A 14,932-nucleotide genomic window follows, 5' to 3' on the forward strand; every position below is an offset into this window, starting at 1 on the left:
TTCAAGCAAAATTTTACCATAGAAATATATGTAAAATCAATCAATTTATTGTTACTATATGGTAAAAAATAGAGATTGATTCGTGAGTTATTGACATATTTAATACCAAACATCTGAAGTTTCAACAAGTTTAGATGCATTAAAAGACAAAAAGACTACCTTATAAAAAGGCAGTCTGTCGCTGTAATATAGATCTTGCAAAAGAACAGTTCGGGTACTAGATTGTATCAATCAACGCGGTTCCATCCAATGGAATTTTTTTTGCTATAATAATGGAATGACATACCTGTAGAGCATCATTTATCTCTTCTTCACCGAGTTCGTATCCATTCTTGTGTATTTGTTCCTGTACCCGTTGTAAATGATGAAATAATGGCTCAACCATTTTGGCATATGATATCGAATCTTGGTTATAATTCCGTGAAGTGAGTGCGGTTACCATTAGTTCTGATAACAACTTTTTACGAATCGTTAACCGTTTATTTTTCCTTTCTTGTATATTTGTAAGCATTAGTAAATCGGAAGGTTGACTTAGCGAGTAAGGTACAATACGCTTCGTTATTTTACTCATAAGACTAACTAACACATGTTTAGAACCCAACTCTATAACTTCACTAACCCCATTTGCAACCAGATAGCGCATAGACTCTGACCATCTTACAGGCATCGTCATCTGCATGTTTAAGTAATCCACGACAGATCGATCAGACTCATAGGCTGCTGCTGTAACATTGGAAATAATCGGGTATTTTGCATGAGCATATTGATGTTGATCCAATTCAACTTTGAATTGTTCTGCTGCGGTTTGCATCATGGGTGAATGATAGGGACCACTTACATTGATATAAGAATGTTTCGTTCCCAGGGTTTCTGTCCTTTTAATAATTTCTTGTATAGAGTGCCGGTGTCCCGAAATGACAAACTGCTGGTTAGCGTTCATACAAGCCACACAGGCAGGGCGTTCTTTTGTTGAAACTTCTTTGCATATGTTTTGAAGTGTATCTAAATGAACACCTGAAATGGCGGCCATGATACCTTTCTGATCCGGGTCTGCATTGTGCATAATGATCCCTCGTTGTCTCACAAGTTTAATAGCTTCACGAAAAGATAGAACACCAGCGCATACCAGAGCCGAATATTCTCCCAAACTATGCCCAGCCAAATAAGCGGGTTCCATCCCTATTTCTTGCATATACACCTGATATGCTATGACACTAACAGTCAAAAGTGCAGGCTGAGTATTCATCGTCATTGTCAAATCAGCCATGCTACCTTCAAAACATAACTTTCTCAAATCGAAAGAAATGGCATCACTGGCTTCTTCAAATAACTTCTTAGCCACATCAAAGTTATTCCAAAAGTCTCTACCCATCCCAACCATCTGAGAACCTTGTCCAGGAAACAACAGAGCTACATTACTCATCCAGCATCCTCCATGTATCAACTTTATATTTTATGCACTTCGATAACTGAAAACCAATAAATTCCTTGTTTTCAAAATTTATAATAAACTTTCATTGGGAGTTATGCAAATAAAGCCAAAAGGAGGGTCATCTATTTCTATGAACGGAAAAAAATACGTGATTCTTTTTGACTTCTTTTTGGACTCTGTGTCGGGGCATTTAGTGTAGTTCTATACTGGATATTAACTGAAGCCTGAACATGACAAATAGACATCTCCAATACGGAGATGCCTGTTTTGTTCTGATCTGATCATTCGATTCTTATTATTCCTCATTATCTTAAGTATCTGAATACACTAATTTCAAGTTCAACGACAATTCCTTCAGATATGTGTGTTACCATCTTTTTCGTGTGAATCGGATTATCTTACCCCTCAATCAATCCATACTTCACAAAACTATGATACAATCCATCTTCCTCAACTGTTCCAGTAATATCATCTGCAATGGCTTTGAGACCTGGCTTTGCATTACCCATGGCAATTCCGATGTTACAATATTCCAACATCTCGGCATCATTCATGCCATCACCGATGGCAAAAGTATCTTCTTGGGACATGCCCAGATGCTTCAGCAGATCGGCGATCGCAATGGCTTTGTGAATGCCAGGGATCATCAGTTCACCACTTCCTTCACCAAAGATCGGCACAGTGCACTGAATGACTTCGAATTTCCCTTCAAACTCTTGCTTGATCCGCTCAAACGGGATGGCTGAGCTCTCCAAGAAACATACCTTGTTCACATCTTCCTTATACAGGTCGGCCTCTCCATACGTTAATCCGGCAATAAACGGGTGCGGTTTCAGCTCCTTCTTCTCTCTGGCTACAGGGTCATTCTCCACATCGCCATAGATACGGCGTTCCAGGTGAGGTTGAAGATTGTTACTCGCATACAATGCCGAATTGGATTCAAGGTAGAAGTCAATGCCGTTTTCATTGAAAAAATCGACCATATGTCGAACATCTTCCGCTGTTACCCTTTTGTGATATAACACGTCCTTGCCAAACTCCACATAACCCCCACCTGCACCAATCAGACCATCGAATCCGACATCCCAGATGGAATCATAAATTTCTGCTTTGGATCGGCCTGTACATAAATAGAGCAGATGTCCGTTCTCTCTGGCCTGTTTACAAGCCTTCTGTGCTGACAACGGAATGTTTCCATCATCGTCAACCAATGTGCCATCAATATCAATAAAAACAATCTTTCGCTTCGTTTCGTTCATCTGCCTAGCCCCCATCATGTATGTTGTCTATGTCTAACCGAGCGAGTGCCGACAGGCATTTTCCTTATACAAAATTACCTATTCCGTGGTGTTCGCTGATCGATCAACTTCTCCAAAAATTCGGCAAAAGAATCCGCGTATCAAAATAGTAATATTCATCCTCGTCCGGTACAAACAGCTCCAGCTTCCCATTATCATCGCAATGTCATTTTCCTTCAATAAATTCCAAAGGTCACTTACAAGCCAACTTGTCCATATGTACAGTTTGCCAGTCATCATCCTGCTCAGCAATAACCGTAAACCCTTGGCGTTTCCAGAAATCTACGGCACCTGGCAAGAAGCGATGTGTATGCAAATACAGCGTCGTATAGTGCATATCCTTTACCACGCTCTCCAGTTCCTTTAACATCATCGAACCAATGCCGTATCTGCGATACGCAGGATCTACATAACATTTTACTATTTCGGCTGCAGACTGGGCTGCATATCGACCATCCACAGCTTCAATACGTCCATCATATGGTAATATCCCAATAGAACCGACGATCCCCGCATCCCCCATCATTGCAACAAGAAAGATCGAACCATCGGAGTCCAGATAATGTTCTTTGAACTGCTCGAAGTCCACAGGCAATTTCGTATGATCCATCATCGGAAACACTTCTCTGCGCACACGCATGGCAAAATCAATGGCATCATGAATCTGGTGTGCCTGAACTGGTGTGACTGTCGGTATACCCTGAAGTTGTGTCAATAAATCCACATTCCTTATCCTCTGTATTAGGAGCTGCTTCTTGCCCCTTCCTTAAAGCTTGTTCATGCCAATATCTGCTCTCTTCATCTCATCTTACCGAACTTATCCCTTCCTATCAACCTATCTACACTACTAACCAAATTGCAAGAGTGCCCACGCCGTCTGATAGAGTTCGCATACGATAAGGCGTGTCACAATTCATATTGGAGGGATAAACGCTCATGTGGTTATGGTTAGGTGTTTTTGCTTTCATTTTGCTAGCAATCGTGTTCGTCTATCGTTATCTGGACCAACTTGCTGAGAGCAGGTTTCACCCTCACGCTCCCAAGCAGCTCTTAGTCCAATTCAAGGAGGGTACAACAGATGATGAGATGCACACACTTCACAAAAAAGGGAGATGTAAGGTCGCTGAGACCTATGAAGATTTAGGATGGTACCGTGTGGAATCCCGCAAAAAAATGCACCGGATGCTGGAACATTACAAAGATCATGAGCTTATTGAACATGCAGAGCCGAATTACCTCGTTGAGGCATCCTTCACTCCCAATGATCCTTTCTTTCCTTATCAGTATAACCTGTCCAAAATCAATGCACCCGCTGCATGGGATATTACACAGAGTAACAGCTCTGTCAAAATCGCCATTATCGATACTGGTGTACAGTTGAACCATCCAGAATTGGCCTCCAAGCTCCTCCCCGGTTATGATTATGTTGATTATGATAACATCCCTGAGGACGGGAACGGCCACGGCACCCATGTAGCCGGAATCGCTGCCTCCGTAACCAACAATGGTGTGGGCATCGCCGGCGCTGCACCACTCGCATCCATCGTTCCGCTCCGGGTACTGGATAACAACGGGCAAGGAACGATAGGTAATGTCGGTAACGGGCTTGTCTTTGCTGCCAACAACGGTGTACAGGTTGTTAACCTGAGCCTTGGTGGGCCAATGGGAAATGCTTTCCTTCAAGCTGCCGTACAGTATGCTTGGGATCGAGGAGCTGTGATTATTGCCGCAGCCGGTAACGACAACACTTCATTCCCAATCGTACCCGCATCGTATCCCAATGTGATTGCTGTCGCTTCAACCAACCCTTCCGATCTCAAATCCAATTTCTCCAACTACGGTTCCTGGGTCGATATGGCTGCACCGGGTGATACCATTCTATCCACATACCTGGGAGGTTCCTATGCCTACCTTAGCGGGACGTCCATGGCTGCCCCACATGTGGCTGGAGTGGCTGCACTTCTCGCTGCACAAGGGAAAACAAATGCCCAGATTCGGGATGCGCTGTGTTTCGCTTCTGATCCGGTATCAGGCTCCGGGATCTACTGGACATATGGTCGACTGAATGCTTATCAGAGCTTGCAGGTGCCATAATACACCTACTATCGCTCATGATTGCACACAGGGCATATCCTTTCCATTTTTCACAAATTAAAAAACGAAGGGGCATCTGTAAGTTAGATGCTCCTTCGTTTGGTTAAAAAGTATTCGATGTTACACTTTTGCTGCCCAAAGCTCTATTTCAATTTTAATCTCTGGTAGACCTAACGCCGTAATGTATCCAATCGTCATTGCAGGATAATCCGTACTAAATAATTGTCCCCACTCGGCATATAAGAAATCCCAATCGATTTCCTCGGTTGCCCATACGTTCACTTTGATAATATGTTCAGCATCTAAGCGCTCAGATTCGAGCACTGTTTTAATATTATTAAATGTATTAGTGACTTGCTCATTCAAACTCTCTGGAAAGAGTCCATTATGATCTGCTCCAATTTGCCCTGAAGTCACAAATAACTCTGCATTTCTCGGGATTCTTGTAATATGCGTGTACTGACCTACAGGAGCTGGCATATTTGCTGGATTTTTTCTAGTAATTTTGTCAATATTCATTTGGATTACCTCGTCATTCTTAAGATTTTTCTGCGATATTTTCTAGTTTTCTTCCGATTTTGGGCAGACTTCACCCTTGGAATAGATTCTAGAAAAAGACAGCAGTGGAGTATCCATATCCCGAAGATATAAACGCAAGTGATTTTTTCTTCATGAGTGGATGCTCCCCTTTCTTAAGTGACAAGATTCTCTTCATTTCTTTATTATATCTGAAAGCCACATCATGGGTCAAATTCATCCCCTCATAAACAAAGAGCAATCCCGTAATAACGAGACTGCTCTTTGTTTATTCTATAGCATTGGACACCTTGTATCAGAAATATTGTGCGCCATTACTCGCAATGACATCTTGGTACCAGTGAAAACTCTTCTTTTTCACTCTGCGAAGTGTGCCCGTACCATCATTATTTCTATCTACATAGATATAGCCATAACGTTTCTTCATCTCTCCAGTACCCGCACTGACCAGGTCAATCGGTCCCCAGCTTGTGTAACCTATGAGCTCTACACCATCTTGAATCGCTTCAGCCATCTCGGCAAAATGACTATTCAAATATTCGATGCGATAGTCATCTTCTACGGAGTCATTGTCTAACAACACATCGGTTGCTCCAAGTCCATTTTCTACGATAAACAAAGGTTTGCCATAGCGGTCATGCAGCTGATTAAGCGTAATTCGAAGCCCCTTAGGATCAATGGTCCACCCCCACTCGGAAGCTTGCAGATAAGGGTTCTTCACCGAACCAAATACATTGCCTTCTGTCGAATCTTTCAAAATCTCAGGGTCTGTACTGGTGCATCGGCTTGCGTAATAGCTAAAACCGATATAATCGACCGTGTTCTGCATCAAGATCTCTGCGTCTTCCGGTTGCATGTCAATCCGAATGTCATTTTCCCTGAAAAATCTTTTTGTATAACCCGGATATGCTCCCTTCGATTGCACGTCGATGAAGAAGAATGATTCGCGATCTTTCTCCATGGCTTTCCATACATCATCTGGATTAGAGCTGTATGGATACACCATTCCAGCGGCTAACATACATCCAATCTGTGCATCCGGAATGATCTCATGACAAGCCTTAACAGCAAGTGCACTCGCTACCAATTCATGATGTGCTGCCTGATACAGAACCTGATCTTTGTTTTCACCATCCTGAAGGACAATGCCCGCTCCAATATACGGAAGATGCAGCAACATGTTGATCTCGTTAAACGTCATCCAGTATTTCACTTTATTCTTATATCGATTGAACAAAGTCGTCGCATATTTCTCAAAGAAACCAATCATCTTACGATTCTTCCAGCCGCCGTAAGTCTCGACCAGATGTACAGGTACATCGAAATGGCAGATCGTCACCACAGGTTCAATGTTGTATTTTAATAACTCATCAAAGACATCATCATAAAATTGCAAGCCTGCTTCGTTTGGCTCCGCTTCATCACCTTTAGGGAAAATCCGTGCCCAGGCTATAGAAAGCCTGAAGCACTTAAATCCCATTTCTGCAAATAACGCAATATCTTCCTTATATCGATGATAGAAGTCAATAGCTTCATGCGAAGGATAGAATTCCCCTGTTTTGGGCTCATACGAACCCAGGTTACCCAGAGCGATATTCCATCGATTGGCACCAATCGGAATGAGATCTACCGTTGTTAAACCTTTGCCACCTTCCAGATAAGCACCTTCCAATTGATTCGCTGCGGTTGCTCCTCCCCAGAGAAAATTCTCCGGGAAGGCTGTAAACTTTTCATTCATTGAGGAGCCCCTCCTAAACAATCTGTAATTTCAATTAGCTTAATACCGTGATCAATTTATCTTTCTCATGAACGGATGCATCTTTTGTTCCTACAACGTCCAGATAATTTGAAGTATTAGTAACAATGATCGGTGTAACCGTCTCATACCCTGCATCTTTAATCGCTTGCAGATCAAACTCAACAATCAGGTCACCTGCGTTAACACGGTCTCCGTCTTTCACATGAGTTGTAAAATGTTCACCTTTCAGCTTGACCGTATCCTGTCCAATATGGATCAGCATCTCTACACCATCATCGCTGACAAGACCAATGGCGTGTTTGGTACGATATACGGTTTGAACAACACCGGTGATTGGAGATACCACTCTACCACTTGTTGGACGAATTGCAATCCCTTTACCCATGTGCTCACCTGCAAACGTTACGTCATTAATTTCGTTCAATGCAACGACTTCACCAGCCATTGGGCTTACAATTTCGTATCTGCTGTTCGGATTTGGATCAAGTACTGGTGCTGGAGTAGCCACTTTTTCCACCGGATCTTTGAATCCAACCACATACGTCAATACGAAACCAAGAACGAATGCAATCAATGAAGCAACTATAGCCATGTAGAACGCGAAGTCTAATCCTGTTTCTTTATTAATAAAAGTTGGATAACCGAATACGCCAAGTCCGCCAATCATGTATATCTTCGAACCTGCATAACCGAGAATACCGCCTCCGATCCCCCCAGCAATACAACTCATAATAAACGGTTTTTTCAATGGAAGCGTAACACCATAGATCGCAGGCTCTGTTACTCCAAATATACCGGAGATAAATGCTGGTACACTGAGTGTTTTTATTTTCGTATTTTTTGTTTTGAGTAATACGGCAAGTACAGCACCGATTTGAGCAAAAGAAGCAGCAAATGACATTGCGATAACCGGATCAGCGCCTGACGTACTAAGATTCAATAATGCAACCGGAACCAGTCCCCAGTGAAGTCCGAATAATACAAACACTTGCCATAGTCCACCGATAATCAATCCTGTAACAATAGGACTTAATTCATAAATATTAGTAGCTCCCGCGCCAATCAATTGTCCTGCCCATGTGGAGATTGGACCAATGACCAAAAAAGTCGCTGGAACAATTACAAGCAAGGTGAAAAAGGGAACAAGGAATGTGCTTACCACTTTCGGAATAACGTTCTTGAAGAATCTTTCTAATTTTACAGCTACAAATGTCGCTATAATGATTGGGATAACCGATGAAGCGTAGTCCATCAAGATAACCGGCATACCCAGGAACGTAATGTGGATAGGTGATTCAAACAATGTACCTGTAAACAAGGTGTACAGTGGATCTCCTGCCTTAAGACCGCCCAATGTCGGATAAACAAGAGATGCACCTATCGCCATACCCAGGAACGGTGAACCGCCAAACTTCTTGATTGCAGTGTAACCCAGGAAGATCGGGAAGAAGTAGAACAGACAGTCCCCCGTTGCTTTCAATAATTGATACGTACCGGAATCCTGAGTTATCCAGCCAAAGGCTACAAACATCTCATTAAAACCCTTGATCATCCCTGTTGCAGCTAACAGTCCCAACAATGGAGTGAACACACCGGAGATCATATCGATAAATCGGCTGAACAACCCTACTTTTTTGCCTGAGTTATCCGTTTCCTCTTCAACTTGTCCTTCACTTGGGAAATTCCCTACCTTAACCACTGCTTTATATACATCCGGCACTTCGTTGCCGATAACAACTTGATATTGTCCACCACTTTGCATGACGGTAATAACACCTGGCAGATTTTTAAGTTCTTCCGTTTTGGCTACGCTTTCATCTTTCAGTTTAAACCGCAGTCTTGTTACGCAATGGAATACACTGTTTACGTTCTCGCGACCACCTACACGTGACAGAATGTCCTTAGCTAATTGATCGTAGTTGCTCATTGTAATTCTCCCTCTCTAAGTAGACTCCCCATGACTTTTGAAACAAATAAAACCTGAACCACTGAACATACACAACATACCGGATCGTCCGGAAATCAGTCGTGTTATTCAGCAATTCAGGTTTTGCCCTTAACGGTTGCAACCCTGTAAGGCTGTACACATTGGTATTTAATTATTTGGATAACGAGAGTAAGTTACATTCCATACCCTCTGAACTGAGGATGGTCGGCATTGCCTGATTGAACAGTTACAATCCGATTGATGTATGCGCTTACTTCTTGAACTCATCATAGTACATCTGAACTACGTTTGCAACACTTATTTTTATTAATTTCACAAATACATTGGAGTGACCGAAAATAAAAAAAAGTGACCACTTCGAAAACATCAAAGTGGTCTCTATAGAGCTAATGCCCAGATTAATAAAATACGCACTAAAGCAGAATTAACCTATAACCGTAACCAATTTATCCTTTTCTTTCACTTCACGACTTGTTGTAGCAACCACGTCCAAATAATCAGCCGTATTCGTTACAATAATCGGTGTTACGGTCTCATATCCCGCCTCAATAATGGCCTGCAGATCGAATTCAACGATCAGATCGCCAACACTCACACGATCTCCATCTTTCACATGTGCAGTGAAATGTTGACCTTTGAGCTGTACTGTATCCTGACCGATATGGATCAGAATCTCTACACCTTGATCATCTACCAGACCAATTGCATGTTTGGTACGGTATATCGTCTGTACCACACCATTAATCGGGGATACAACTCTCCCACTGGTTGGGCGAATAGCAATCCCTTTACCCATATGTTCACCAGCAAATGTAGCATCATTAATTTCTTGCAAAGGAACCACCTCACCCGTCATCGGGCTGGCAATTTCGTAGCGATTGTTTGGATTGGGCTCAAGCGTAGCCTTCTCTTCTTTTACTGGCTCTGGAGCCTGTTTGGCAGTCTCTGGATTAGCAGGATCTTTGAATCCTACAAAATAAACGAGAACAAAACCTAATACAAAAGCAATGATAGTTGCAATCATGGCCATCCAGAATTCATAGTTGATCCCCTCTGTGGGACTAATCAGCGCTGGAACACCAAAGATTCCTGAAGCAAATACAAACATTTTGGAACCTGCAAATCCAATAATACCCCCAGCGGTTGCAGAAGCAATACAACTCATAATAAATGGTTTTTTCAGTGGTAAAGTAAGACCATAAATAGCAGGCTCAGTTACACCAAAAATCCCGGACACAAAGGCAGGAACACCCAGTGATTTGAGTTTGGTATTTTTCGTTCTAAGCATAACGCCAAGAACAGCACCAATCTGAGCAAAGGAAGCAGCAAACATCATCGCCAGAATCGGATCTGCTTTCAGTGTGGACAGATTAAGCAGCATGATTGGTACGATACCCCAGTGTAACCCGAAGATGACCAATACTTGCCACAATCCACCAACAACAATACCGGTTACCAACGGACTCAAGTCATAGATGCCCGATACCCCGGCACCAATCAGTTGACTTGCCCATGTCGCGATTGGACCAATCAAGAGGAATGTTACAGGGACAACAATCAGAATTGTAAAGAATGGCGTGAGGAACGTTCTCACAACAGAAGGAATGATCTTTTTGAAGAATGCTTCTACCTTTGCTCCAAAATAAGCAGCAATAATAATCGGAATGACGGATGAGGAATAACTCATCAAGATAACGGGAATACCCAGGAACGTGATATGAATCGGTGATTCGAACAATGTGCCTGCAAACAGCGTATAGAGCGGTTCCCCACCACTAAGACCGGATAAGGTCGGATATACTAGTGATGCTCCGATGGCCATCCCGAGGAATGGAGATCCACCGAATTTTTTCATAGCTGTGTAACCCAGGAAGATCGGGAAGAAGTAGAACAGACAGTCACCTGCAGCATTCAACAATTGATATGTTCCTGAAGACGGGTCCAGCCATTCGAGAGAAGTGAACATGGACAGGAAACCTTTGATCATCCCTGTTGCAGCAAGCAATCCGAGAATGGGTGTAAATACACCTGAGATCAAGTCGATAAACTGACCCAAGAGACTCTCTTTTTTACCGGAAGATTCTGACTCATCACTTGAGACCGGTTCATCCGCATTCATATTACCCACATGTAACAAGGCTTTATACACATCAGACACTTCGTTACCCACAACTACCTGGTATTGTCCCCCGCTTTGCATTACCGTTATGACTCCAGGCAGATTTTTGAGTTCGTCTGTTTTGGCATTATTGTCATTTTTTAATTTGAAACGAAGTCTGGTCGCGCAGTGCACCACGCTGTTAATGTTCTGTTTACCACCAACACCAGACAGAATGTCTTTGGCTAATTGCTCGTGTTTCATGAAGTCTTTTCTTCCTTTCTGGCTAGACACGGATTCGGAGCATATTGGAGAGAATAAAAAAACCTGAACATCTGAATGTATGGAACATCCGGTTAACGGTATGTTCTGTCATTCAAGCGTTCAGGTTTTGCCCTAGTGGTTGCAACCCTGCAAGCTGATCTATGGGATTATTCAGAAGTTGCATTCACAACTCTCTCAATATGAATCGTTAAGTACATCAATTCTTCGTCAGTTAGTTGATACGTGTAGTTGCTTTCAATGAATTTCTTGATTTTCTCCGAGCACTTGTGCGCTGCCGGATACTTTTTCTGAATCATCAGGAACAGTTCATCGTCGTTGTTGCTCTTGTAATGTTTTCCCTTCACCAAACGTTGGGCGAAAAACTTCAAATGTGTCACAAAGCGATAAAATGTCAGTGAGTTCTCATCAAAATCAATCTTGAAATGATACTTGATGATTGTCAAGATTTCCTGCATGACCTGCGTCATACTCTTGATGTTCGGCATTTCCTCGTTCAAAGCTGCATTGACAAAGTGAAGTGCCATAAAACCGGCTTCGTCCTCGGGCAAGATTACACCAAACTGATCACAGATCATATTGAGCGCTTCCATTCCGACTTCATATTCCTCTTTGTATAACTGCTTTGTCTCCCAGATTAAACCGTTGCGTATGGGCAGATTCTTGCGATACCGCTCAATGGCAAAGTGAATATGGTCTGTGAGATGTAAGTAAATGCTCTCATTTAATTTCTTGCCAAGTTTTAATTTGGCGTAAGCGATGATTTCCTCGGATACTTTCATGTATTCCAGAGGAATGCTTGAGATTAATGCCTTGAAGTTTTCCTGAATATCTTCATTCTGTAAAGTAAATATCTTGTCGATATGCTGCTCGGAAACCATATCACCCGCCCGCTTCTGATAAGCAATCCCCCGGCCAATGATAATAACTTCCTGTTCGTCATTCATTGCAACTACAGCATTATTGTTCAGCACCTTCTCGATTTTCACTTTATCACTCCAATATACAGAAAAAGACAAACCAATCCCTTTTCTCAAGGTATACGGCTTTGCCTGATTCAACAGTTACAACCCGATATGTTGTACGCGCTTCCCTCATAATATTACAAACTTCTACACAGTGCAACAAAAAGTTAATATCGAATTAGCATGACTCCCGATCTAGGTAAATATACTCACAGGAGTAAGCAAATCAAGAATTTTTTTACAAGGATTTACGGTTTATTGTTTTTTGCTGTCTTTCTCCAGTTCCGCTTCAATTCTTCGATTAATCATGTTCATTTCTTCTGAGCTCAATTGATCAACTTGCGTATATTCTTTATCCAACTCGTACTCTTTTGCCTCATTATTGTTCATTAGGCCCAGATGATTCTTGATATCCCGGATATCTTCACGCATATGCATCGTCTGACGGTATTGGTCTACAACAAGTGCAAAAATAATGCCCCCGGCCACTATTGGACCAAATGGGATCAGAAAACATAAAACAAGTCCTATGAGCAAAAATATAACAAAGTACATGATGTAGTGCCCCTCTCATAGAAAGCATCTACTTTGCTAAAATAGATGTTTCTCAGATTACAAATTAAATCGTTCCTGAATTAACTTTGCCACCTCGTCCGGGCTCTTGTGTGTGTTATCAATCCTTATGTAGTGTTCATGCGTGATTTCTCCCGCTTCCGAGTTCACTCGGTATTGCTTCATCGTATCAAGTAAATCTCGCTCAGACCACGCGATGTTACGCTTTGTTGGTTTATGTAACAGGCGATGCGGACTTTTATTGCGCTCTAGTCTCTCCGATGCATCCGCTTCCAATTCCACATAACAGACCTGACCTCCATTAGATGCAAACAATTCGCTAACCTTACGGATGTATTCTCCATCTTGCTCCTGATCAAACGCCCATACAAAAGTAAAAATCAGACCCGGCAGATCACTCTTTGCCACTTCTTCAAAAATCTCCTGACGGAACAGATTAACCAGTCGTTTGCCTTGTGGTGTACCATAGCTGAAATAAGGAGACACCAATTCAATGGTCATATGGTTATGAAACAATTTAAGCTTTGTTATCTTCTCCAGTTCTTGCCCAACCGTCATTTTGCCCACAGCCTGCGGACCAAAAATAATCACCAATTTCATTTGATCACTCCTGACGAGGTAGTCTCATTCCATTAATTCAATTTTATGGACATTAAACTCTATGATACCTTCTTTAGGGCAAATAAAAAAGAGGTTTCAAGTGATTCCCTCAACACGTGAGGGCTTGAAAACTCTTATCTTAAATGGCATATGTTTAATTTAATTTAACGTCCAATCAGTACCCATCCCCACTTCATCCGGCGCAATCCCATTGCGCAGATCCATGAGAATAGGAGCGCCACAACATAAGATAGAATGATGCCTACGCTAAAGTGCCGAGCCAGTTCATCTGTGAATTCACGTCTCCAGAAGAGCAGTACAAGTGGATGCATTAAAAATACTCCGAACGCAACTGTACCCAAGGAGTCCAGAATACGTGTAGCTTTTCGAACCTCGGTATGTTTTCCTGTGCCGATTCGTTCACTAAAGATCAGCAGAAGCAGGCAGGCTGACAAGGTAAACTGATTTCGGAACAGGAACAGCACGGTATAGGTAATAACCGGGTATGCAGCAAAAGCGGTTTTGATATAAGCATTACCATAAATAAAAATGGCACCTCCACCTAACAACGCAGCTATGAGCATATAACGGTGAGTATACAGTTTGTTCAATGCCCACTCAAAGTTCAACCCAACCCATGCGCCAAATCCAATCACGATCAGATAACTGGGTAACAAACTTCCTGTCCGTTCGAAGTGAAACTGCAAATGTAGTGCATAGAAGATCGCTTGGCCCGCAATAAAGAATAATGGCAAGTACCGATTAAACAAACGATGGCGTGTAAGGGACAGAAGCCATGGAAAAACGATATAGAATTGAAGAATAATCAGAAAAAAGTACAAGTGCGTATGAGCGGTTCCCATCACTAATTGTTTGGCAAATTGAACACTATGGGTCAAAGGTTCTTTGCCCGCAAGCAATTGTTTAATGGCAAAGTAAATAAGGGACCACACCAAATAAGGTACAAATACATTAAATAAGCGCTTCTTATAAAAAGCGAGCATCCAACCCTTCTCATTCACCTTGGAGCTGTAGTTGTAGAACAAGACCAGGGATGACAGGAACAGAAACGCTGGAACGGCAAATTGCAAAAACGTGTTCCAGAAGTAATACACATCATGATCTAATGTATTCTTGGGGTAATGCGCAACTGCTGTTGAAGTTGCATGAATAGCTACCACTGCCATGATGGCAAAAGCACGAAAGAGATCCAGATACTCAATTCGCCGGGGCCGATTAACCGGTTGATTCATAAAGATAACCTCACTTGTGCCTGATATGGGATGATAGTTTCCGGCCGCAATCCAGATTCTATGCTTCATTTTAATCAGCACACGAGAGTAATA

At 42.3% G+C, this 14,932-nt stretch carries 12 protein-coding genes; 1 reads left to right on the top strand and 11 read right to left on the bottom strand.

Going from position 1 to position 14,932, the window contains the following annotated elements; genetic code table 11:
• Nucleotides 1–217: 217 nt before the first annotated feature.
• The 3 genes from fabD to MKZ13_RS18525 form a co-directional block, all read right to left on the bottom strand.
• Complete coding sequence (gene fabD, locus MKZ13_RS18515; protein WP_339177230.1) at nucleotides 218–1,423, bottom strand: ACP S-malonyltransferase; 1,206 nt, start codon at nucleotides 1,421–1,423, stop codon at nucleotides 218–220.
• Between the two features lie 407 nt (nucleotides 1,424–1,830).
• Nucleotides 1,831–2,691: a Cof-type HAD-IIB family hydrolase gene (locus MKZ13_RS18520; RefSeq protein ID WP_339177232.1), complete on the bottom strand. Its 861-nt coding sequence runs from the start codon at nucleotides 2,689–2,691 to the stop codon at nucleotides 1,831–1,833.
• A gap of 232 nt (nucleotides 2,692–2,923) precedes the next feature.
• Nucleotides 2,924–3,454, bottom strand: coding sequence for a GNAT family N-acetyltransferase (locus tag MKZ13_RS18525; protein ID WP_339177234.1), 531 nt, complete (start codon nucleotides 3,452–3,454; stop codon nucleotides 2,924–2,926).
• Nucleotides 3,455–3,666: 212 nt separating this feature from the next.
• On the opposite strand from MKZ13_RS18525, the gene MKZ13_RS18530 reads away from it, so the two are divergent.
• Entirely contained in the window at nucleotides 3,667–4,824 is a 1,158-nt protein-coding gene (locus tag MKZ13_RS18530) for a S8 family peptidase (RefSeq protein WP_339177235.1), read from the top strand.
• 120 nt (nucleotides 4,825–4,944) lie between these two features.
• Here the strand turns inward: MKZ13_RS18530 and MKZ13_RS18535 are convergent, their stop codons facing one another.
• From MKZ13_RS18535 to MKZ13_RS18570, 8 genes are all read right to left on the bottom strand, one after another.
• A complete protein-coding gene (locus tag MKZ13_RS18535; RefSeq protein ID WP_339177236.1) occupies nucleotides 4,945–5,343 on the bottom strand; it encodes a RidA family protein in 399 nt (132 codons plus the stop codon).
• A gap of 313 nt (nucleotides 5,344–5,656) precedes the next feature.
• Nucleotides 5,657–7,099: a 6-phospho-beta-glucosidase gene (locus MKZ13_RS18540; RefSeq protein ID WP_339177238.1), complete on the bottom strand. Its 1,443-nt coding sequence runs from the start codon at nucleotides 7,097–7,099 to the stop codon at nucleotides 5,657–5,659.
• A gap of 34 nt (nucleotides 7,100–7,133) precedes the next feature.
• Complete coding sequence (locus MKZ13_RS18545) at nucleotides 7,134–9,047, bottom strand: beta-glucoside-specific PTS transporter subunit IIABC (RefSeq protein WP_339177240.1); 1,914 nt, start codon at nucleotides 9,045–9,047, stop codon at nucleotides 7,134–7,136.
• A gap of 445 nt (nucleotides 9,048–9,492) precedes the next feature.
• Nucleotides 9,493–11,430 carry a beta-glucoside-specific PTS transporter subunit IIABC gene (locus MKZ13_RS18550; RefSeq protein ID WP_339177242.1) on the bottom strand — a complete coding sequence of 646 codons (1,938 nt, stop codon included), beginning with the start codon at nucleotides 11,428–11,430 and terminating at the stop codon, nucleotides 9,493–9,495.
• 167 nt (nucleotides 11,431–11,597) lie between these two features.
• Complete coding sequence (locus MKZ13_RS18555) at nucleotides 11,598–12,437, bottom strand: PRD domain-containing protein (protein WP_036613486.1); 840 nt, start codon at nucleotides 12,435–12,437, stop codon at nucleotides 11,598–11,600.
• Between the two features lie 231 nt (nucleotides 12,438–12,668).
• On the bottom strand, nucleotides 12,669–12,968 hold the full coding sequence (locus MKZ13_RS18560; RefSeq protein WP_237174816.1) for a hypothetical protein: 300 nt from the start codon (nucleotides 12,966–12,968) through the stop codon (nucleotides 12,669–12,671).
• 57 nt (nucleotides 12,969–13,025) lie between these two features.
• A complete protein-coding gene (locus MKZ13_RS18565) occupies nucleotides 13,026–13,586 on the bottom strand; it encodes an AAA family ATPase (protein ID WP_339177245.1) in 561 nt (186 codons plus the stop codon).
• Nucleotides 13,587–13,750: 164 nt separating this feature from the next.
• The gene (locus tag MKZ13_RS18570) at nucleotides 13,751–14,908 is read right to left on the bottom strand and encodes an acyltransferase (RefSeq protein ID WP_339177247.1); all 1,158 of its coding nucleotides are present in this window, start codon (nucleotides 14,906–14,908) and stop codon (nucleotides 13,751–13,753) included.
• Between the last annotated feature and the right edge of the window lie 24 nt (nucleotides 14,909–14,932).

Source organism: Paenibacillus sp. FSL R5-0701 (assembly GCF_037973995.1).
Taxonomy (GTDB): domain Bacteria; phylum Bacillota; class Bacilli; order Paenibacillales; family Paenibacillaceae; genus Paenibacillus.

Bases quoted from the DNA above. Each gene is read 5' to 3' on its own strand.
- fabD (WP_339177230.1), bottom strand. From the start codon at position 1,423: ATGAGTAATGTAGCTCTGTTGTTTCCTGGACAAGGTTCTCAGATGGTT.
- MKZ13_RS18520 (WP_339177232.1), bottom strand. From the start codon at position 2,691: ATGAACGAAACGAAGCGAAAGATTGTTTTTATTGATATTGATGGCACA.
- MKZ13_RS18530 (WP_339177235.1), top strand. From the start codon at position 3,667: ATGTGGTTATGGTTAGGTGTTTTTGCTTTCATTTTGCTAGCAATCGTG.
- MKZ13_RS18535 (WP_339177236.1), bottom strand. From the start codon at position 5,343: ATGAATATTGACAAAATTACTAGAAAAAATCCAGCAAATATGCCAGCT.
- MKZ13_RS18540 (WP_339177238.1), bottom strand. From the start codon at position 7,099: ATGAATGAAAAGTTTACAGCCTTCCCGGAGAATTTTCTCTGGGGAGGA.
- MKZ13_RS18545 (WP_339177240.1), bottom strand. From the start codon at position 9,047: ATGAGCAACTACGATCAATTAGCTAAGGACATTCTGTCACGTGTAGGT.
- MKZ13_RS18550 (WP_339177242.1), bottom strand. From the start codon at position 11,430: ATGAAACACGAGCAATTAGCCAAAGACATTCTGTCTGGTGTTGGTGGT.
- MKZ13_RS18560 (WP_237174816.1), bottom strand. From the start codon at position 12,968: ATGTACTTTGTTATATTTTTGCTCATAGGACTTGTTTTATGTTTTCTG.
- MKZ13_RS18565 (WP_339177245.1), bottom strand. From the start codon at position 13,586: ATGAAATTGGTGATTATTTTTGGTCCGCAGGCTGTGGGCAAAATGACG.
- MKZ13_RS18570 (WP_339177247.1), bottom strand. From the start codon at position 14,908: ATGAAGCATAGAATCTGGATTGCGGCCGGAAACTATCATCCCATATCA.